Source organism: Oceanobacillus sp. FSL H7-0719, from assembly GCF_045040795.1.
GTDB lineage: Bacteria > Bacillota > Bacilli > Bacillales > Amphibacillaceae > Oceanobacillus.
Map to the genome: position 1 here is coordinate 1356809 of NZ_CP150301.1, position 19006 is coordinate 1375814.

General features: G+C 36.9%; 22 protein-coding genes. 8 read left to right on the forward strand and 14 right to left on the reverse strand.

Annotated features, from left to right (window positions below):
- Positions 1-27: 27 nt before the first annotated feature.
- Positions 28-345 carry a thioredoxin family protein gene (locus NST93_RS07230; RefSeq protein ID WP_405102639.1) on the reverse strand — a complete coding sequence of 106 codons (318 nt, stop codon included), beginning with the start codon at positions 343-345 and terminating at the stop codon, positions 28-30.
- A gap of 261 nt (positions 346-606) precedes the next feature.
- On the opposite strand from NST93_RS07230, the gene NST93_RS07235 reads away from it, so the two are divergent.
- Positions 607-1047, forward strand: a complete 441-nt coding sequence (locus tag NST93_RS07235) for a YtoQ family protein (RefSeq protein ID WP_405102641.1) — start codon at positions 607-609, stop codon at positions 1045-1047.
- Positions 1048-1096: 49 nt separating this feature from the next.
- Here the strand turns inward: NST93_RS07235 and NST93_RS07240 are convergent, their stop codons facing one another.
- Positions 1097-1615: a DUF84 family protein gene (locus NST93_RS07240; RefSeq protein ID WP_405102643.1), complete on the reverse strand. Its 519-nt coding sequence runs from the start codon at positions 1613-1615 to the stop codon at positions 1097-1099.
- A gap of 59 nt (positions 1616-1674) precedes the next feature.
- Positions 1675-2742, reverse strand: a complete 1068-nt coding sequence (locus NST93_RS07245; protein WP_405102645.1) for a M42 family metallopeptidase — start codon at positions 2740-2742, stop codon at positions 1675-1677.
- A gap of 197 nt (positions 2743-2939) precedes the next feature.
- On the opposite strand from NST93_RS07245, the gene NST93_RS07250 reads away from it, so the two are divergent.
- Positions 2940-3254: a peptidase M4 gene (locus NST93_RS07250; protein ID WP_405102647.1), complete on the forward strand. Its 315-nt coding sequence runs from the start codon at positions 2940-2942 to the stop codon at positions 3252-3254.
- 67 nt (positions 3255-3321) lie between these two features.
- Here NST93_RS07250 and NST93_RS07255 read toward each other — a convergent pair whose 3' ends face one another.
- Both NST93_RS07255 and NST93_RS07260 read right to left on the reverse strand, forming a co-directional pair.
- The gene (locus tag NST93_RS07255; RefSeq protein ID WP_405102649.1) at positions 3322-4173 is read right to left on the reverse strand and encodes an MBL fold metallo-hydrolase; all 852 of its coding nucleotides are present in this window, start codon (positions 4171-4173) and stop codon (positions 3322-3324) included.
- Positions 4174-4243: 70 nt separating this feature from the next.
- On the reverse strand, positions 4244-5200 hold the full coding sequence (locus NST93_RS07260; protein WP_405102651.1) for a DUF4349 domain-containing protein: 957 nt from the start codon (positions 5198-5200) through the stop codon (positions 4244-4246).
- Between the two features lie 240 nt (positions 5201-5440).
- Here NST93_RS07260 and NST93_RS07265 point away from each other — a divergent pair, with 240 nt between their 5' ends.
- Entirely contained in the window at positions 5441-5629 is a 189-nt protein-coding gene (locus NST93_RS07265; protein ID WP_405102653.1) for a hypothetical protein, read from the forward strand.
- Positions 5626-7101, forward strand: coding sequence for a sodium:solute symporter (locus NST93_RS07270; protein WP_405102655.1), 1476 nt, complete (start codon positions 5626-5628; stop codon positions 7099-7101). The genes NST93_RS07265 and NST93_RS07270 overlap by 4 nt, the downstream gene beginning before the upstream one ends.
- Positions 7102-7134: 33 nt before the next feature.
- Here NST93_RS07270 and ybaK read toward each other — a convergent pair whose 3' ends face one another.
- From ybaK to NST93_RS07285, 3 genes are all read right to left on the reverse strand, one after another.
- Complete coding sequence (gene ybaK / locus NST93_RS07275; RefSeq protein WP_405102657.1) at positions 7135-7614, reverse strand: Cys-tRNA(Pro) deacylase; 480 nt, start codon at positions 7612-7614, stop codon at positions 7135-7137.
- A 242-nt stretch (positions 7615-7856) separates the two neighbouring features.
- The gene (gene putP, locus NST93_RS07280) at positions 7857-9338 is read right to left on the reverse strand and encodes a sodium/proline symporter PutP (RefSeq protein WP_405102659.1); all 1482 of its coding nucleotides are present in this window, start codon (positions 9336-9338) and stop codon (positions 7857-7859) included.
- A gap of 91 nt (positions 9339-9429) precedes the next feature.
- The gene (locus NST93_RS07285) at positions 9430-10434 is read right to left on the reverse strand and encodes a proline dehydrogenase family protein (protein ID WP_405102661.1); all 1005 of its coding nucleotides are present in this window, start codon (positions 10432-10434) and stop codon (positions 9430-9432) included.
- Positions 10435-10871: 437 nt separating this feature from the next.
- On the opposite strand from NST93_RS07285, the gene NST93_RS07290 reads away from it, so the two are divergent.
- Positions 10872-12239 carry a sigma-54 interaction domain-containing protein gene (locus tag NST93_RS07290; protein ID WP_405102663.1) on the forward strand — a complete coding sequence of 456 codons (1368 nt, stop codon included), beginning with the start codon at positions 10872-10874 and terminating at the stop codon, positions 12237-12239.
- Between the two features lie 57 nt (positions 12240-12296).
- Here NST93_RS07290 and NST93_RS07295 read toward each other — a convergent pair whose 3' ends face one another.
- A complete protein-coding gene (locus NST93_RS07295; RefSeq protein WP_405102665.1) occupies positions 12297-12608 on the reverse strand; it encodes a YuiB family protein in 312 nt (103 codons plus the stop codon).
- Positions 12609-12720: 112 nt separating this feature from the next.
- Positions 12721-13935 (reverse strand): NAD(P)/FAD-dependent oxidoreductase, encoded by a 1215-nt coding sequence (locus NST93_RS07300; RefSeq protein WP_405102667.1) that lies wholly within the window; start codon positions 13933-13935, stop codon positions 12721-12723.
- 323 nt (positions 13936-14258) lie between these two features.
- Between NST93_RS07300 and NST93_RS07305 the strand changes: the two genes are divergently transcribed.
- On the forward strand, positions 14259-15251 hold the full coding sequence (locus NST93_RS07305) for an NAD(P)/FAD-dependent oxidoreductase (protein ID WP_405102668.1): 993 nt from the start codon (positions 14259-14261) through the stop codon (positions 15249-15251).
- Positions 15252-15311: 60 nt separating this feature from the next.
- Here the strand turns inward: NST93_RS07305 and NST93_RS07310 are convergent, their stop codons facing one another.
- The 3 genes from NST93_RS07310 to NST93_RS07320 all read right to left on the reverse strand — a co-directional run bounded on the left by NST93_RS07310 (position 15312) and on the right by NST93_RS07320 (position 16865).
- Positions 15312-16007 (reverse strand): Crp/Fnr family transcriptional regulator, encoded by a 696-nt coding sequence (locus tag NST93_RS07310; protein WP_405102670.1) that lies wholly within the window; start codon positions 16005-16007, stop codon positions 15312-15314.
- 60 nt (positions 16008-16067) lie between these two features.
- Entirely contained in the window at positions 16068-16424 is a 357-nt protein-coding gene (locus tag NST93_RS07315) for a HesB/IscA family protein (RefSeq protein ID WP_405102672.1), read from the reverse strand.
- Between the two features lie 105 nt (positions 16425-16529).
- On the reverse strand, positions 16530-16865 hold the full coding sequence (locus tag NST93_RS07320; RefSeq protein WP_405102674.1) for a YuzD family protein: 336 nt from the start codon (positions 16863-16865) through the stop codon (positions 16530-16532).
- 164 nt (positions 16866-17029) lie between these two features.
- Here NST93_RS07320 and NST93_RS07325 point away from each other — a divergent pair, with 164 nt between their 5' ends.
- Positions 17030-17254, forward strand: coding sequence for a NifU family protein (locus tag NST93_RS07325; protein WP_405102676.1), 225 nt, complete (start codon positions 17030-17032; stop codon positions 17252-17254).
- 72 nt (positions 17255-17326) lie between these two features.
- Here NST93_RS07325 and NST93_RS07330 read toward each other — a convergent pair whose 3' ends face one another.
- A complete protein-coding gene (locus tag NST93_RS07330; RefSeq protein ID WP_405102678.1) occupies positions 17327-18301 on the reverse strand; it encodes a hypothetical protein in 975 nt (324 codons plus the stop codon).
- 92 nt (positions 18302-18393) lie between these two features.
- Here NST93_RS07330 and NST93_RS07335 point away from each other — a divergent pair, with 92 nt between their 5' ends.
- A complete protein-coding gene (locus NST93_RS07335; RefSeq protein ID WP_405102680.1) occupies positions 18394-18906 on the forward strand; it encodes a phosphatidylglycerophosphatase A in 513 nt (170 codons plus the stop codon).
- Positions 18907-19006: the final 100 nt, after the last annotated feature.

Here is a 19006-nt window from a genome sequence, read left to right on the forward strand (position 1 = left end):
TTCAATCAAACAGCTGTTAAGACTGAATTACTTAGCGAATCCATCGATAAACTGAATAATTTCTTCTTTCGTTTTACGATCCTTGCTTACGAAGCGTCCTGCTTCTTCACCGTTCATAAAAGCGAGAAAACTTGGAATCCCATAAATATCATGTTCCTGACAAACCTCAATGAAATCATCCCTGTTTACTTCAACAAAAGTAAAATCGGCATATTTTTCCTCTATTTCAGGTAATACTGGTTCGATTACACGACAATCGGGACACCAGCCTGCAGAAAATACGAATATCACATTTTCATTATTTTTAAGTTGATTAAATTGATCCCTTGTTTCTAGTTGTTGCATTCATTATCACTCCATTTCTTATCATATCATACCGTTGATTTTATTCTGATTCAATTATCAAGCCTTAAGTATGAATTACCTCTTCATCTAGCTCCCAGGGACTAGCGTAAATCTTCTATGATAAGCAACATCAACCCGGCAAAGCATCATCTAAATTTCCTTTATTTCCGCTGGAAGCTTTCGCTATTGTGTATGAATTGCAATTTCAATCATTTAATCTTAGTATTAAAATAGAGCGATAAATTTGGAGGTGCAACTTTAATGGAATTAACAGTTTATTTAGCAGGTCAAATTCATGATGATTGGCGTGAACAAGTTAAAGAAAAGGCAAAGGAAAAAAATCTTCCACTCACATTTGTCGGACCACAAACAGAACATGATCTTTCCGATGATATTGGGGAGCAAATTCTTGGAGAGCGGCCAGGTAAATTCTATAAGGATGATGCAGCTTCTGCTGTTAATAATCTAAGAACACAAGTATTAATGCAAAAATCCGATGTTGTGATTGCATTATTTGGTGAAAAATATAAACAATGGAATACGGCTATGGATGCCTCTGCGGCGATTACGATGAATAAACCAACAATCATCATCCGTCCTGAAGAATTGATTCACCCTCTTAAAGAACTTTCTAACAAGGCGAATATTACTGTTGAGACGGTTGATCAAGCTTTAGAGGTTCTAGCTTATATATATAAATAAATTATTATAAGAAATGAGTGCAGACAATCTCTGCACTCATTTTTATCATCTAATGCTTTCGTTTTTGTTTGTCCGAATACTCCCATTGTCCACGTAAGAGTTTAACTACATGCATAAACATTTCACTGCGATCAATTAGATCATTCGTAAAAATTCCAACTGCACCTTCTTTAGAGCTTACATTTTCTTTTTTCGAGAAGTCCGCCATAATGGTCCCAAGTTCTTTACCGCTTTCCAAGTCAGCTATAAATTCTTGTGGCAGAACTATTCGTGCACCACTTGCAGTATAAACATCATTTCCTGGAGTGACCAAAGCTCCCCAATTACAGAGGTAAAGCTTGTTGTCGACAAACATAATACCGCCTTCCAAACCAATACCTAAACCATTATCATTTAATGCTGCGGAACCATAAGCACGATTAATAGCACCTGTTCTTGTTTCTTCATCAGAAAATGGCTGAGCCGAAACCTTAGATGCGACAGAAGCCCCCTCTATCTCATATTCAGAAAAGATTGCTTTACAAGCATTTATCTTCGTTGGATTTTTTGTTCCAATTATTATTTTCATATATACACCTCACGGGGAAAAACCGCTGCAATCGCTGGCAGCAGTTTTCCCTATCTACATTAACTATTTTTACGAATCATATCTACTGTACTTTGATTTGTTGCTTTCACCAATTTCACCAATAATTCTTTTGCTGCAGCATAATCATCCACATGGATTATAGAAGCAGATGTGTGAATATAACGAGAGCATATTCCAATTACTGCACTTGGTACACCGTTATTAGAAAGGTGAATCTTTCCTGCATCTGTCCCGCCTTGAGAGATAAAATACTGATAAGGTATATCATTACTTTCTGCTGTATCTAAGACAAATTCCCGCATACCGCGATGTGTTACCATTGTTCGGTCAAAAATCCGAACTAAAGCACCTTTTCCTAACTGTCCGAAAGCAGTTTTATCACCAGATGCATCATTAGCAGGTGATGCATCAAGTACATATGCAATATCAGGCTTAATCATATTAGCAGCTACCTGCGCTCCCCGAAGACCCACTTCCTCTTGAACTGTTGCACCAGAATAAAGCTCATTTGGAATCGTTTCATTTTGTAATTCTTTTAACAATTCAATTGACAATCCACAGCCATATCGATTATCCCATGCTTTAGCAAGAATTTTCTTCTCATTTGCCATGGGCTGGAATGGTGTTACAGGAACAATCGAGTCTCCTGGTCTTACTCCGATTTTTTCTGCATCCGCTCGATCATCCGCTCCAATATCAATTAACATATTTTTAATTTCCATCGGCTTAGAACGCTGTGCTTCCGTTAATAAATGTGGAGGAATAGAAGAGATTACGCCAATCACCGGCCCATTCCCTGTCATTACTTGAACACGCTGAGCAAGCATCACTTGATTCCACCATCCACCTAATGTCTGAAAACGAATCATTCCGTTATCTGTTATTTGTGTGACCATAAATCCTACTTCATCCATATGGCCTGCAACCATTACACGTGGGCCAACTCCTTTTTTAACACCAAATACGCCGCCCAGATTATCCTGGATAATATTATCTGCATACTTTTCTAATTCTTTCTTCATAAAAGCACGTACCGCATGTTCGTTTCCAGGTGCACCTTGCAGCTCAGTTAAATTCTTAAATAAGTCTAACGTTTCTTGATTCACTAGTAGCCCTCCCGTTAATATTCACTCATTTTACACTTTTTTGAACAACCTGTTTTTAACAATGAACAATTCTAGTATAACGGAAATACTAGTCAGCTTTCCAGTTTACTGCAACAATCAAATTTTAAATTTATAGATAAGTAAGGTATACTGAAATTAGTATTTACTGTTAATTTCAATAATGAGAGGTGAGCAAGTTGAAAAAGAGAGATCTGATTCTTGCTGCAGGTATCGGAGTTGCTGTAGGTTACCTACTTAAATCACAGTTGGAAGTACAACAAAAGGTGACACCGGAAAAAGCGCTAAGCAATGCAAAGGAACTATTCAAGCGAAGCGGTCCAATTAGTGGTTCATGGATTTATATGAAGCCAGAAGAAGTAGAGAAGAACGGTCTAGTTTACGATGCATACCGTGGTGGAATTACTAGAAATGTTGACGGTGTTAACAAACAGTACGAATTCTATGTTGATATTGAAACCGGTGGCATCGTAGCTTCGATTCAAACAGCTTAAAAGTATAAGGCAGCAGCTCTATTTTTTAGAGCTGCTCCTTTTACTTTTTTACCGCTATTCGTCTGTCTCATTCATATTGACGTTCACGTTCTAACGCATCAATTCTCTCCCCTGCTTGATTAAAACGTACTGCACGGTAATAAGCATCATGGTAAAATGTGTACCAAGCTTGTTTCCTGTAGCCAAAATCCATCCATTCCTCTTTTTCATGAACAGATGTAACAGGATAATCATCATACGCTAAAGCCCACAGCTTATTCTGATGGGCATTTGTCGGCATAATATCTCCCATATGTATAAAACAGTTTTCACCTTCTTCAAAGACGATAATCGCGTGTCCATCACTATGACCACCAGTATGAATCATACGTAAGCCTTCTGTAATTTCAATTTGATCAGCAAAAGTTACAACCTGCTCTTCGATTGGCTGCCAATTTCTTTCCCAATATGTATTAATCGAACGAATATTAGGATTCCGCATCTCATTCCATTCTATCGCGGTAGTATAAATAGCAGCATTTGGAAATATAGATATAGCTTCATTTTCATCAATTTTAGAGAGCCCGCTCGCATGGTCAAAATGCAAGTGGGTCATAAGCACTGCATCAATTGATTCTCCAGACAGCCCTAATGTTTCAAGTGACTCTTCAACAAAAGAAAGCTCCTTCGCCCCAAAGTTTCTTATTTGTTTATCATTTAATTTATCCACACCTAGTCCAGAATCAATTAAGTAATTCTTCCCGTCTAGTTGCAGTAAAATCGGATCTGTACGCAATTCAATCTGATTTTTGTCGTTATGAGGATATTTTCTTGACCATAAAGCTTTTGGCACTACACCAAACATCGCTCCACCGTCAAGGAAATTTACACCACCTCTTAACCATGTGAGTTTTGCCCTGCCAATTTCTAATGTTTCCATGTTTCTCCTCCATCCCAAAAAATACCTTTCTTTTTATTGTATCAGCTCCTTAATTGTTGTCAAAAGATTATTATAATTCATCATCCACTTCTTTACTCTCAGGTTTTTTATTTATCTTTCGTTTCCTTCTAATTATTACCAGTACAATAAAAGCCATAAAACCAAGTAAAACTAAAACTGGCGCATTGCCTCCAATGAAAATAACGACAGATGAAATTGCTGTGATAATAAAGTTAATGCTTCTCATAAATTGTTTCTTTGTTTCTTCCCATGTATTTAAATCATCGTCATTCATACCTGACAAGCTGACATTGCTTTCATGAATATTAATCGTTACTGTTGCAAGATCGGTCTTATCCTGCAAATAATTCATTCTTCCTGTAATTGTTTCTATCTCTTCTTGCACATTTGCCAGATTATCCGAAATAGCCAGTAAGTCTTCTGTCTTTTCTGCGTTTGTCATAAATTCAAGCAATCTAGCTTCCACAGCCTTTTTGGATTTTAACCGGGAATTTAAATCGATAAATTCTTCCGTCACATCCTGTCCTGTTACATAATGATTTAAAACTTTGCTGCTGCCAGTTTCTACTAACTCGATAAAAGCATCAAAGTTTTCTTGTGGGATCCTGACAACAATTTCACCTCCCGTATGATTATTATCCATGTCACGATACATGTTAGCTTCTACTACGTAACCACCCAGCTTTGCAGTTTCGGTCTGAATGTGATCGCTAAGCTCCGAATAGCTATCCGTTTCTACATCTAAATTAGCTGTATAAATTACTTTTCGATTAACATCCTTTACTTCTTCACCTTCTGCCAGTTCATTTACAGTGTCTGATTTATCACTTGAGGAACTGTCACTATCAGTATGGTCACCTGAATTTTCCGCAAGCTCCATTTCACCGCTTTCTTCCATAGCCAAATCATATTCTGTATTTTCTATGACAGTGCTTTCTGTACTTTCATCGCTGCAGGCTCCAAGAAATAAAAATAGCATGAATACAAACGGCAGAAACTTCTTCATAATTGACCCCTCCATTTTCAATATATTTTATTAAAAAGTCTGTCTCTTTAAATTAACAGTCGTTCGCTCTTTAAAAAGGTTGCATAAGAATTTTTAAAATAGTTATAGCATATCTAAATAATATTTGTTATGATAGTTTCTGTATATTTGCAAAATTAATCATTTCTTCATGCTCATTATGTGATTTTTTTCACAAATATACTGCAAAGTAAAATAATTATAAGTAATAGGGGGATTTTTATGAGTAGAAAAGAGGGTGTTTTTGCATTTATTATCGCAATATTAATTCTTTCAGCCTTCATCATTCCATTTACGGTGCTTTCAACCATTGAAAAATGGTATGGAAGCTTTCTGTTCTGGACATTGCTTACAATCATCGTTATTGGAATGAACTATATTTTGATCAGGAATTGGGGTAAGGAAGAATGAATGCATCTTACGTTTGGTGGGCTATTGGAATTTATATTATAGTATCTCTAGTTATTGCTGTTTTGTCTCGTACTGGAAAACAAAATAATATGGTCAGCTACTTTCTCGGAGACCGAAAACTCGGGGGAATTGTTTCAGCACTCAGCTACAGTGCAACTACATATAGTGCATTTATGCTCGTCGGGTTAGCTGGACTCACATATACTGGCGGAGTTGGAGCACTTGGTTTTGAATTAATCTATTTAATGGGCGTATCACTGATTGTCTTTTTTGGACCACGTTTCTGGGTTGTCGGAAAGAAATACGGCTATGTCACCCCTTCACAAATGCTGGGAGACAGATATCAGAATAAAACTATTTCTATTGTTGTCGCACTTACAAGCTGTCTTTTTCTTATCCCATACAGTGCTGTTCAATTGACTGGGGTTGGTTATTTGCTTGCTGGTATCACAGATAATGAAATTTCATTTTCAACAGGAGTTATTATTGCAACTATCTTAGCTGTACTATTTTCATATATTGCCGGAATTCGCTCTGTAGCATGGACAGACTCTTTACAAGCACTTTTTATGATTATCACGTCAACCATCGTCATTTTAGTTTTAGTTAACGGATTAGGTGGATTCAGCGGCTTTTTCGAAACTTTAGAGACAGAGCATCCACAAATATTAGCAGTGCCTGGAAATGGTTATTTTGACTTTTTAACTTTTATCGGGCTTACGATACCATGGCTATTTTTTAGTCTTTCGAATCCACAGGTTAGTCAGCGTTTGTTTATGCCCTCTTCAATGAAAAATCTAAAAATCATGATTACGGGCTTTATGCTTTTTGGGTTAGTGTATACACTCGTTGCAATATTTTGGGGTTTCTCTGCTACGATTATGTTTCCGGATTTAGAAAATGCTGATTTGGCTACACCATCTATTCTTTCATCTGACTTAGTGCCGTCTATACTCGGTGTTATTGTTATGGTCGGTATCATGGCAGCAGCTATTTCAACTATTGACTCTATCCTGCTAACTTTGGCGTCCATGTTCGCAAAAGATGTATATGGAAATATGAAAAAGCAACCAACTGATCGCATGCAGTTACAAATCGGAAAAATTGTCATTCCAATTATCGCCATTCTTGCCTATTTATTCGCGGAGATGGAACTAAATATTATTGTTGTGCTTTCTGTAGCTTCCTCCGCTGGTTTAATAATTGTTGTTCCGGCAATTTTTGGAACCTTTTTCTGGAAACGAGGAACAGCTGCCGGGGTTTTAGCTAGTGTCATTGGCAGTGGAATCATTGTTATTTTATTTGAGGCCTTTCGCATAAAACCGCTTGGTCTGTCAACTGGAATTTGGGGATTGATCCTTTCTGCTTCCCTATTTATCACAGTCAGTTTAATGACAAAGGCACCTGAAGAAAAGGCAGAGGAATTTTTGGGATATGTTAAGGCAGCACTCAAAAAAGAAAAAGGAAAATAAGAAACTGGTCTCCCGATAAACAGGAGACCAGTTTTAATTTTGAGTAATCTCACGATAGCTGGCATGTGTTAACTTTATTAACTCGTCTGGTTTCAGTTCAACTTGATGTCCTTGTTTTCCAGCAGAAACTACAATTGTTTCCAGCGCTTTTGCTCTTTCGTCAAGATAAGTTGGATAGCTTTTTTTCATACCAATTGGTGAACACCCTCCACGAATATAGCCCGTTGTTTTTTCCAGTTCCTTCATCGGGAGCATATCCACTTTTTTATTTCCACTTATTTTTGCCAATGCTTTTAAATTTAGTTCGTCCTGAGCATTAATACAAGCAACAAGCGGACCAGTTTTATCACCGACTGTTACCAGTGTTTTATACACCTTTTCTAAGGGAAGCTTTGCATTTTGTGCAGCTGTTTCTGCATCGAGATGCTCCTCGCTCCAAGCGTATTCATGTGTAGTATAATTGACTTTTTCCTTATCCAGCATACGGTGTACATTCGTTTTCTTCTTTTTCATACAGCATCACTCTCTAAAGGTTTTTCAATATCTTATCATATACTGCCCAACTTGCGAATTGGTTTGCACTTCGACTTTATCCATACTATAGTTAGTGCGGACAATCTTCTATTTCATTATTGATTACTCCATTGTTTTCCCATCAGCCTCCACCAGAAAAGATATTCCTGACCCCAGAACTTAAAGGTCTGGGACAAGAAAGCAAAAAGATGAGCAGCACATTGCTCATCTTTTTAGTAACATTAACTCGATTCTTTGACTAGTCGTACCGTCTCATCAAACTCTGCTTCGATTTCCGGGTCGTGTTTGTATGTCAGTTTACTCACGATAATCGCTGTAATCATCGCAAATACAAAACCTGGTACGATTTCATATAAATGTTTTGACAGGAATGAGTTGCCCCATGCAAACACTGTAACTGCTCCTACAACCATTGCCCAAAGCGCACCCGCACTTGTGAACTTTTTCCAGTAAAGTGAAAGTAATATAACTGGACCAAATGAAGATCCGAATCCTGCCCAGGCGAAGGCAACCAATCCAAGAATGGTGTCGTTCTTTTCCCATGCAAAAAATATAGCAATTAATGCGATAACTAATACAGCAGCACGCCCTAAGTTAACATAAGCCTTCTCACTCATGTCACTCTTAAATATCACTTTATAAATATCTTCTACAAGCGCTGATGAAGTAACAAGCATTTGTGAAGATACAGTACTCATTATTGCTGCAAGTACTGATGCTAACATTAAACCAGCGATAAATGGATGGAACAAAATTTGTCCTAATGACAGGAATACTGCTTCTGGATCTTTTAACACTGCACCAGTATTTTGCTGGAAGTATGCAGCACCGACAATCCCGGTTGCAACCGCTCCACCTAAAGATAAAACTACCCAGCCAAAACCGATTCTTCTAGCAGACTTTGTTTCTTTTGCAGATTTTATTGCCATAAATCGAATGATAATGTGTGGCTGTCCAAAATATCCAAGTCCCCACGCCAGCGAGGAAACAACTCCTGCAAAGGTCGCTGTAGAAAAGATATTCAGGATATCCGGATTCGCTGCAGCAGCACTTGCAGCAGTTGCTTCAAAACCACCCGTTACAAAAAGTCCAATAACAGGAACAAGAAGTAAAGCCAGAAACATCATTGTCCCTTGAACCACATCGGTTAAACTAACAGCCAAAAACCCGCCAATAAATGTATAAATAATCGTGACTCCACCAACAATCATTAAACCAGTATGATAGTCATAACCGAATGCACTTTCGAAGAACACTCCGCCAGCTACCATTCCTGATGAAACATAAAATGTAAAGTATAGTAAAATAACAATCCCTGAAACTACTCGCAATACTTTTGCATTCTTCTTAAAACGGTTATCTAAAAAACTCGGAATTGTTATTGAGTTATTAGATACCTGTGTATATGTCCGAAGACGCGGTGCGACAATTTTCCAGTTTAGCCAAGTTCCTGCCGCTAAACCGATTGGCATCCAAATTTCAACTAACCCCGCTACGTACAATGCACCTGGAAGCCCCATCAGGAGCCACTGTGACATATCCGAAGCTCCTGCGCTTAGCGCGGATGTAACCGGACCCAGCTGCCGCCCTCCCAGCATATAATCATCGAAGTTCTTTGTCCTGCGGTAAGAAAATAAACCAATTAGTATCATTCCAACAAAATACAGAATAATTGCTAACAATTGGTAGCTATGATCTGACATAAATCAATGCCCCCTTTTATTTTATATAAATAAATTTCTCCCATTATATCTTATTTTCACTTAAAAAAGCATCATAACATCTTTTTTCAAGTTATTTTTTTCTCGTTTTTCTGCCAGCAAGAAATGCCACCGAAGCAATTGCGGCTGCCCCAGCAATTACCGGACCTTTTTTAAGTGTATTCTCTTTCGTATAAAGTGTATCTTTCAACACCAAATTAACGTTTTGCGGTCTTTCAGCCAAGCGGCGCATAAAGTACCCGAACCAATCGTCACCAAAAGGAATATACGTACAGAAATTATAACCTTCCTCAGCTAAACCAAATTGCATTTCAGTACGGAAACCGTAAAGCATTTGGAATTCAAATATACTTTTATCGATATTGTTTGCATCCACAAATTTCTTTACTTCATTAATAATATGGTGGTCATGGGTTGCAATTGATGTAAATGTGTTTCTCAGCAATCTTTGCTTCACCGCTTCGAGATAGTTCGCATCGATTTCTTCTTTTGCTTGATAAGCCACTTCTTCCGATTCTTTATATGCCCCTTTTACAATACGCAGTCTAACATCCTTTAATTCTTCTAAATCATCCAGTGTACGATATAAATAAGTCTGCAATACTGTCCCAACATTTTTGTATTCTTTACGCAGTTCAGCTAAGACATCGAGCGTTTTTTGATAATGGATATATTTTTCCATATCTAAATTAATGAAAATATCATATTCAGCGGCTTTGGTTAAAATTTCTCTCATATTCTCAAGACAGAACTCTGTATCAATATCTAATCCCAGCTGTGTCAGCTTTACAGAAACATGGCTGTCCAGCTCCTCTTCATGTAATGTGTCAAGGATTTGCAGAACTTGATTTTTTGCATGCGTCGCTTCAGAATGATCCTCTACAAACTCTCCTAAATTATCAAGTGTCGTACTGATTCCATGCGTATTTAATTCTTTAATACTCTCAACAGCACTAATTAAATCCGTACCAGCAACAAACTTTTCCGCGCCAAGACGGAAACCCCATTTTTTTGCACTTTGATTCAAATATTTACTATTTGATAAACCCATAAAAAAATCACGTGTTAAATTAGACATACTATATTCTCCTTTGCAATGTAATACTTGTTTGTACTGTGTCTAATAGCTTTCTCCACTTTTTACAGAAAAGTTAACTCTTAAACTATAATCTCTCTATACCAATAATGAAAAGGCTTTCAGAATAGATAAAAGAAAAAATTGCCCTATTTTTATCTTTTATCAAGCTGCTTGAATGTACAAAGCAGCTAATAGTGAAAGTAATCCTCCGATTACCAGCTTATTCATTAACTCCTCTTTATCTATTATAGCAAATTCCATGCCAACTTTAGCAATTTTTTTCCCTTTAGGGTAAAAACCTTTGATTTACAAGGTTAAGCATTTAATAATATTTTTTTATGATTTAACTAAAAAGAAATCGTCAACATGTCATTTTACATATGTGTAAAGTAATTGTACAATTACTTTACAGCATGTTTACAATGTGAGGTGTTATTTTGCAAGCGGAAAATTATATATTGGATGCAATATTAGCTGCTGAAGATGATGCAATTACGGTCATAAATAAACATAAAGTCGTGCTCTATTGGAATGAAGCAGCTGTTAATACTTACAGCATAATGAAAGAAGAAATTATAAATCAACCGATAACCAAATTCTTTGAACCAAATGATTTAATGGTATTGAAAGTACTTCAAAGCGAGAATGAAGTCAAAAACCTTTACCACCGCCCTCGTGAAGACAAACATGTTGTCGTTAATACTTCCCTCATTCTGGATGAAGACGGGGATATTATTGGCTCTGTTTCTATAGAAAGAGATATTACGCAATTAGTAAGGTTAAATGATAACCTTGTAACAACATCACAAGAATTAAATGAGCTGCGCATGAAGGTAAAAAGTCAGATTGATGAATCCCCCTTCTCCAAATTGAAAGGACAAAGCATGCAACTGAAAGAAACAATCCAAACTGCATGGAAAGCTGCAAAAACAAATGCTACAACTTTAGTACTTGGAGAAAGCGGAACAGGAAAAGAAGTCTGTGCAAGAGCTATTCACGAAGCCAGCTCACGAAATGATGGTCCATTTGTGCCTGTTAACTGTGGTGCTATTCCTTATGCCTTATTCGAGAGTGAGCTTTTTGGTTATGAAGCAGGCTCCTTTACTGGTGCTTCAAAAGAGGGTAAACCAGGTAAAATTGAAATGGCCCATGGAGGCACACTCTTCCTTGATGAGATTGGTGAACTTCCTCTTGAAATGCAGGTAAAACTGCTGCGTGTGCTGCAAGAAAATCGAATTTACCGAATTGGCGACTCACTTGGCCAAGAAGTCGATGTCCGCTTTATTGCCGCAACGAATCAAAATTTACCCGAAATGATGATGGAGAATAAGTTTCGGTCGGATCTCTATTATCGTTTAAATGTCATTCAGTTAACGATGCCTCCTTTGCGTGACCGGCTTGATGATATTCCTAATTTAGCACAGCAGTTTTTAGAACAATTCTCCTTAAAATATAAAGTTCCTGTTCCTAAAATCGATCAATCTGCTGTACAGATATTATTGCAATATAATTGGCCAGGTAATGTTAGAGAGTTAAAGAATATGATGGAACGATTAGTCATACTTGCAGAACATCCGATAATTAAGAAACAAGAATTGCTAAAGTACTTCCCTATGCAATCTAAAAGTGTTAATGAAATAAAGCATGCAATCCCTTTAGCAGGAGAGAAAGAAAGTGTAGAGAAGATAGTAATAGAAGATACACTGCGGCAAACGAATGGTAATAAATCGGATGCAGCAAGAAGACTTGGCATTTCAAGAGTCACTTTATATAGTAAAATAAAAAAATACGGAATGAAAGGATAGTCAATAATAGCAAAAACCACAGTTTTTAGACTGTGGTTTTTATGTTCTATGTACCTTTTAAAACATGCGGTAGCCGCTCTTTCTTAGAATTTTAATCGTAATCCCTGAAACAATGGTACCCACGAAGCCTGCACCCATTATAATATAATCAGCTGCCGCCAGTGATCCAATTTTATCACCAAGAATTCCAAATGCTTCACTTGTTTTACTAAAATATTCCCAAATTGAAATCCCATCAATAATGATTAACGCTACAAATGGATAAAGCACAGACATCAGCCATGTTCTGCGAAGCAGCATATTTAATATAAAAGCTACCCCAAAAAACATAACAAAATATAACATTACCGAAACTACAAGCTGTATCACTGATGTAACTCCCTTCGCCTTCTAATCGATTACATCCAATTAGTTGTTCAAGCTTATTTTATAATAAAAGATTAGAAAAGCAAAGACAAACAGCCTTTGCTCTTCTTTACTATTAAAAAATATTAAATCTGCCTTTTTTAAATAGCAGATTCATGCCTCCAAGCTGGAAAAGATAGCGGTTTTCACTCATTTTCTTCACTAAAGCTGCTTTCCATCCAAAATACTTTCTTCCATTAAATAATACGCCTACAGCATCATTATAACCAAGGGAAGCAATTACGCCTTTCTTTTTTGCTTTAAAAGAAATTAAGGACTCGCCATTAATTTGCGCTTTGATATTATAAGCAGCAACCATCGCTGCCTCTACAGCAGTTTTCGCTGTTGCCGGATAAGCCGTATTTGTTTCTGGATTATGGATATGAGCACAATCACCAATAACATAAATATCATCATTATCGATTAGTCGAAGATCACTTCTCACTTCTGCTTTTCCATTTGTTGTTGATACACCTGATTTTTCAAGTATTGAATTAGCACGTACACCACCAGCCCAAACGACTGTTTTAGCTTGTATTTCAATTCTGTCCCCGTCTTTCTCATATACAATCACATCTTGAGCTGCTTCTATGAGTTTAGCACCAGTTATAAATTCAACACCTCGGGATTCAAGTGAGTTCATCGCATAATTGACAAGTGAGTCATTCCAGCCTTCTAGTATAGATTGTTCACATTCAAGATTGATAATTCGCACTTGTGTCTTATCAATATCGTATTCCTTACTTAAAGCCGGAACCCGATTTACCAGTTCACCAGCGTATTCTATGCCTGTCAACCCGCCGCCAGCAATGACAATATTCAGCCTTGCAGCATTCTTATTTTCTTCATTTGCATATATAGCAAAATTATATTCTAAATGCTCTCTTAGCAATCTCGCATTATTTAGATTCTCTATAGGAAAAATATGCTCACACACTTCTGGAATTTTCGCTGTTTCTGCTTCAAATCCCAGCCCTACTACAAGAATATCATAAGATATTTCTTGCTTTTTTAATTTGACCTTTTTCTCTTCTTTTTTTATCAGAAGAACGTCATCGATAACAAAGTCAATTTTATCCTGATTAATTACATCTCTGATTGGAATCATCGTATGTTCAGGTTTTAGTGTTCCAGCAGCATTCTCATGAAGCCATGTTGTTTGATAATGGTAATCATTTCTATTTACTAAAGTAATATTCGCTTCATTAACATGCAATATTTTCTGCAATCTAGCAGCAGTCATCAGACCTCCATAGCCCGCACCTAGAATCACAATATGTGGTTTATACATTATAATTTAACACTCCATTAGCCATTTTTGCGTTGCTCTACATGATGATATAGTGGCTTATTAGCATTCTTGCAAATCACAAGTAAACATTATAGCATAAATGTAACAGAAAGAAAATATTACTGTTACATATTTGAAATATATCTCCTTAAATATAAATTAATTTTCATCTTGAAAAAAATGGAGTTAATAATAATATTTATTCTATATGTAACCTTCATATGCGTAGAGTTTCATAATAAGCTAGTTTATTAACGATTGACAGAGATTTATGGTAGGATAAGATTGGTGCAAATTTTATTGAAAGAAATGAGGGAATCTCCGTGTCTGAGGAACTATACGATATAACGATAATCGGTGCTGGACCAGCTGGCTTATTTACAGCTTTTTATGGTGGTATGCGACAAGCAAAAGTGAAAATAATTGAAAGCCTGCCCCAAACAGGCGGACAACTGGCGGCCCTTTATCCAGAAAAATATATATATGATGTAGCTGGTTTTTCAAAAATAAAAGCTGCTGATTTAGTGGCTAACTTAGAAAAACAAGCAATGTTTTTTGACCCGGCAATAGTTCTTGAACAAGCTATCGAGAAGGTTGAGCGCATGGAAGATGGGACATTTAAAATGACAGCTAATAATGGTGAACTGCATTATACAAAAACCATCATTATTACGGCTGGAAATGGTGCATTTACTCCCCGTCGCTTAAATATCAATAACAGTGAAGCGTTTGAAGGTATTAATCTTCACTATCATGTAACAGATATGAACCGTTTTAAAGATAAACAGGTCGCACTCCTTGGCGGTGGTGATTCAGCTGTAGATTGGGCACTGATGCTGGAGAAAATTGCAAAGAAAGTCACATTGATTCATCGCAGGGACCAATTCAGAGCACATGAACATAGTGTGGAGCTGTTAAAACAATCAACGGTTGAAGTTATTACACCATATGCTGCTGCTGAAATTTCAACAACAGATAAAATTGATCAATTAACTCTTCAAGAGGTAAAAGCTGAAAACCAAATCCATCTTGATGTCGATGATATTATTTGTAATTATGGATTTATATCTTCATTGGGTCCAATTAAAGATTGGGGCTTGAATATTGAAAAAAATAGCATCGTTGTGAACACAAAAATGGAAACAAATATCCCAGGAATTTATGCTGCTGGTGACGTTACAACATACCCGGGCAAAGTGAAACTGATTGCAATTGGCTTTGGTGAGGGTCCTACAGCAATAAATAATGCTATGCAATATATGAATCCAAAGGCACGCGTACAACCTAAGCATTCATCTGACATGGATATCTTTTAATTCATCTAAATAAAAAACAATCCTAAATAAGAATTAGGATTGTTTTTTATTTAAGCAGGTTTATTCAACCGCTCCGGTTTGTCTTAATGCTTCGATATTTAAAATATTTATATTTTGATGGCCTTTTTGCTCAATCCACCCATTCGTTTGAAATGTAGAAAGCCGCCTGCTTATCGTTTCTCTTGTTGTTCCAAGATAAGAAGCAAGATCTTTTTTACTCATTGGCAGCACAAGATCTGTATTCTTATTCTTTTCAGCAAGTTCAACAAGATAAGTTGCAATTCTCATCTCCACATCTTTTGCACTCAGGGCGCCTACAAGCTTTTCTGTTTGATCCAGCCGGTTGCTGAATTGTTCCAGAATTTTGATTGCTATCGTTGGATAATCCTTCATCAAATGCTGCATATCATCCCGGTGAATTGCACAAATTTCTGTTTTATCCATCGCTTCTGCATAGCTGTCCATATCTTTGCTCGTAAAAAGGGCCATTTCACCCATGAATTCTCCAGGCTCCAATATACGCAGCAATTGCTCTTTTCCTGATTCAAACAGCTGGTAAATTTTCACCCTTCCTTGGTGAACAATGTATAAATAATCTAACGGATCACCATCATGGATCAGGACTTCTCCTTTTGCAAAATGTTTATGGCTGCTTTTCTCAACCACCCTCATCATTTCTTCTTCGGTTAGATGATTAAAGAAGGGAACTTTTGCTACGCATAGCTGACTTACATCAATTTTTTCTGTATTCTCCACAATCCTCACCTGCTTCCGCCCAAGATACATTCAATAGGTCACTTTACCTTGTCAATGTATTTAGCACTTTTCAATTGGTCCAGAATATTCCTTTGGACGGAAAGAAGATCCACAGCCACAGGAAACAATAGCATTTGGATTCTCGATGCTAAAGCCTCCCCCCATCATATTTTGTTTAAAATCTATTGTAGTGCCTTCAATAATTGGCACATCCTGATTAAAAAATACAACAGGGATTTCATTTATTTCTTCTATAACATCTAATTCTTCATTAATTTCATCATCAAAGCCTAAAGAATAAGAAAGGCCGCTGCAACCCCCACCTTGTATACCAAAGCGCAAACGCACATTATCATTCTCTTCCTTCATCATTTCTTTAACCTGATTTCTTGCATTATCTGTTAGTGTAATAATCATGTTGAATCTCCTCCTTTACATTAACAGCTTATTTACGCAGATGATCGACGTAAATGCTTATTATTAATTATACAAACACTTTGCAATATGTTCAATAATTTCGTTCTATGCTTCAAGCCGTAGAACTGCCCCATTTTTATCCAAGGATTGATATATTGTTTTTAATCTCGGTATTCCTTCTGCCACCATCTCTTCATTCACAAATACAATTGGATAAAACAAATCTTCCTTAAATATCCGTTGTACAAATGCTGCATGCTTTTCCTCGGCTTGTGTCTGATTAATATCAATATATTCATAGCCTATATCCTCAGCTTCATATTTCCGGGAAATTGCAGCCTGAAGCCACTCATACGTATCCTTTGAACCAGGCGCCCCAACACAGCTGGCACAAATTTGCTCAGCTCCATATACTGTTACTTTTAACTTTGTATTCTTCATGAAATTCCCTCCCGCTATATTTCATATTTGAATTAGTCTTTTTTATTTTACAAAAGCTGACGGCAAAGGTACAATATAATTAAATTATACAATTAATTGTTCTTCACCAATAGAATTTTTTATTGAATCGTTTTATAATAACATTTAGAAAGGGGAAATGATTCATGCAAGAGCAAGTACAAGAAGTATTAAACAAACTGCGTCCATTCTTGCTTCGGGATGGCGGCGATGTTGAACTAATAGATGTTGATGAGGACGGAATTGTTCTTCTTCGACTTATGGGTGCATGCGGTAATTGCCCAAGCTCCACAATCACTTTAAAAGCGGGTATTGAGCGCGCACTAATGGCAGAAGTTCCTGGTGTTACTGAAATCGAACAAGTATTTTAATTATAATTTCAAGGCAGAGGATGGTTATCTTCTGCCTTTTTTCATCCTTGCTGTATTTCTTTTATCATATCATCAAAGCCAGCCTACCTCAATAAGGTCGCTTTCTTCTTTAAGAATACCTGCTTTTTTATAAAAATGCTGCAGTCGTTTTTCATAGTTTGCTTGTTGCTCCAATAACCCGCTAAAAGCTTTGTAGCCTTCTTGATTGTTTTCGTATCTCAGACATTGTTCCATTGCATCGAATAAGTGAAGCGGAAACAACAGCCGAGCATAGATTAATCTCCAGGTGAAAAAGGAGATGGGACGTGTCATTTGATACTCCTGAATAAACTCTGTGAGCACCCTGTCGGATTGATTTGTTAAGAAAAGCATGCGGATATGTTCTGCAATATCCCTTGCTGGGTGATCATACACGAATTGGTCCGGCCAAATAGCCTCGTGTTGTAAATCATAAGTATAACGAAGGAAAGCAATCGTTCCCTGATCAAACTCTGCATAGCGAAATTCTTCTTCTTCCGTCTCGCGCAGGTACTGAATAGCATTCTCACTCATACCAATAATATATGGGAGAGCATCAATTAATAAGCTATTGTTTTCTGTTTCGTTTTCCATTGTGAATTGTGCAATTCTCTCTTCAAATAAGGTCAGTTTATCGACCCATAGCTTTTTCCATTGACCGTAGCTTGATATTGTTTTTGGTTCAAATTGGTAACTGGAACCAATTTGGTGAAATGCTGCTAAACTTTTTCCAGGGTTATCTTTTTCTAAATTTCGTTCTGATAATTGATACAATAGATATTTGTTGCCCTGATAGTCCGAAAACCATTCATCTTGCCTATTTCTAATTGGCAAGGCAATATGACGATAGCCATTTTCAATTAAATAATATGCAAGTACAGCCTGCTCCATAAATATAATTTCAAAATTCACAGAATCAATGGTAAAATAAAACAAACCATCCGACATAAAACCGTTTCTCTCTGCAACAACAACTTTTTCCTCGGCATGGATTTGATAATAATCAGTCAGCAGCTCTCGAAAAGACAAGTTAACTCCTCCTTATCACATAATACAGCTATCCTATTTAACTATATGTAAAGCATGGGGATAACTTAACTAAAAAGAAAAGGTGATTATAAATGAAAAAGCATGTAAAACAAGGTGTATTGGAAAAACAGGCTAGACAATTACTCGAGGACCGTGGTGTTAAAATAGACGACATTGCGGAACTTGTTTATTACTTACAGTCGGGCTATCATCAGGAATTGTCAATGGATGAATGCCGCTATAATGTAAATCGCGTGCTTACAAAACGTGAAGTGCAAAATGCTGTGATTACAGGTATTGAACTAGATGTGCTTGCAGAGAAAAAACTGCTTAGTGAACCACTGCAAGAAACAATTGCAACGGATGAAAGCTTATATGGTGTAGATGAAATCATTGCTCTTTCCATTGTCAATGTGTATGGTTCAATTGGGTTAACAAATTATGGGTACATTGATAAGCAAAAACCAGGAATCCTAAAACGGCTAAATGATAAATCAACTGGGTATGTGCATACTTTTCTCGATGATATTGTAGGTGCTATAGCTGCCGCAGCGTCAAGCCGTCTTGCCCACTCTTCAGAAGTTCATGAAGAGATTGTGGATTAACTTTCATAAAAAAAGAATGCCTTCATAAAAGCTTTTAGGCGATAATAAACGGTATATCATAAACAGCCTGGTTCACATATGGACCAGGCTGTTTTCATGT

Coding starts and splice junctions, on each gene's coding strand:
- NST93_RS07315 (WP_405102672.1), bottom strand. CDS start 16,424: ATGATTATTACACTAACAGATAATGCAAGAAATCAGGTTAAAGAAATG.
- ybaK (WP_405102657.1), bottom strand. CDS start 7,614: ATGAAAAAGAAGAAAACGAATGTACACCGTATGCTGGATAAGGAAAAA.
- NST93_RS07285 (WP_405102661.1), bottom strand. CDS start 10,434: ATGTCTAATTTAACACGTGATTTTTTTATGGGTTTATCAAATAGTAAA.
- NST93_RS07240 (WP_405102643.1), bottom strand. CDS start 1,615: ATGAAAATAATAATTGGAACAAAAAATCCAACGAAGATAAATGCTTGT.
- NST93_RS07320 (WP_405102674.1), bottom strand. CDS start 16,865: ATGAAGAATACAAAGTTAAAAGTAACAGTATATGGAGCTGAGCAAATT.
- NST93_RS07265 (WP_405102653.1), top strand. CDS start 5,441: ATGAGTAGAAAAGAGGGTGTTTTTGCATTTATTATCGCAATATTAATT.
- NST93_RS07335 (WP_405102680.1), top strand. CDS start 18,394: ATGAAAAAGCATGTAAAACAAGGTGTATTGGAAAAACAGGCTAGACAA.
- NST93_RS07260 (WP_405102651.1), bottom strand. CDS start 5,200: ATGAAGAAGTTTCTGCCGTTTGTATTCATGCTATTTTTATTTCTTGGA.
- putP (WP_405102659.1), bottom strand. CDS start 9,338: ATGTCAGATCATAGCTACCAATTGTTAGCAATTATTCTGTATTTTGTT.
- NST93_RS07325 (WP_405102676.1), top strand. CDS start 17,030: ATGCAAGAGCAAGTACAAGAAGTATTAAACAAACTGCGTCCATTCTTG.
- NST93_RS07270 (WP_405102655.1), top strand. CDS start 5,626: ATGAATGCATCTTACGTTTGGTGGGCTATTGGAATTTATATTATAGTA.
- NST93_RS07230 (WP_405102639.1), bottom strand. CDS start 345: ATGCAACAACTAGAAACAAGGGATCAATTTAATCAACTTAAAAATAAT.
- NST93_RS07255 (WP_405102649.1), bottom strand. CDS start 4,173: ATGGAAACATTAGAAATTGGCAGGGCAAAACTCACATGGTTAAGAGGT.
- NST93_RS07300 (WP_405102667.1), bottom strand. CDS start 13,935: ATGTATAAACCACATATTGTGATTCTAGGTGCGGGCTATGGAGGTCTG.
- NST93_RS07235 (WP_405102641.1), top strand. CDS start 607: ATGGAATTAACAGTTTATTTAGCAGGTCAAATTCATGATGATTGGCGT.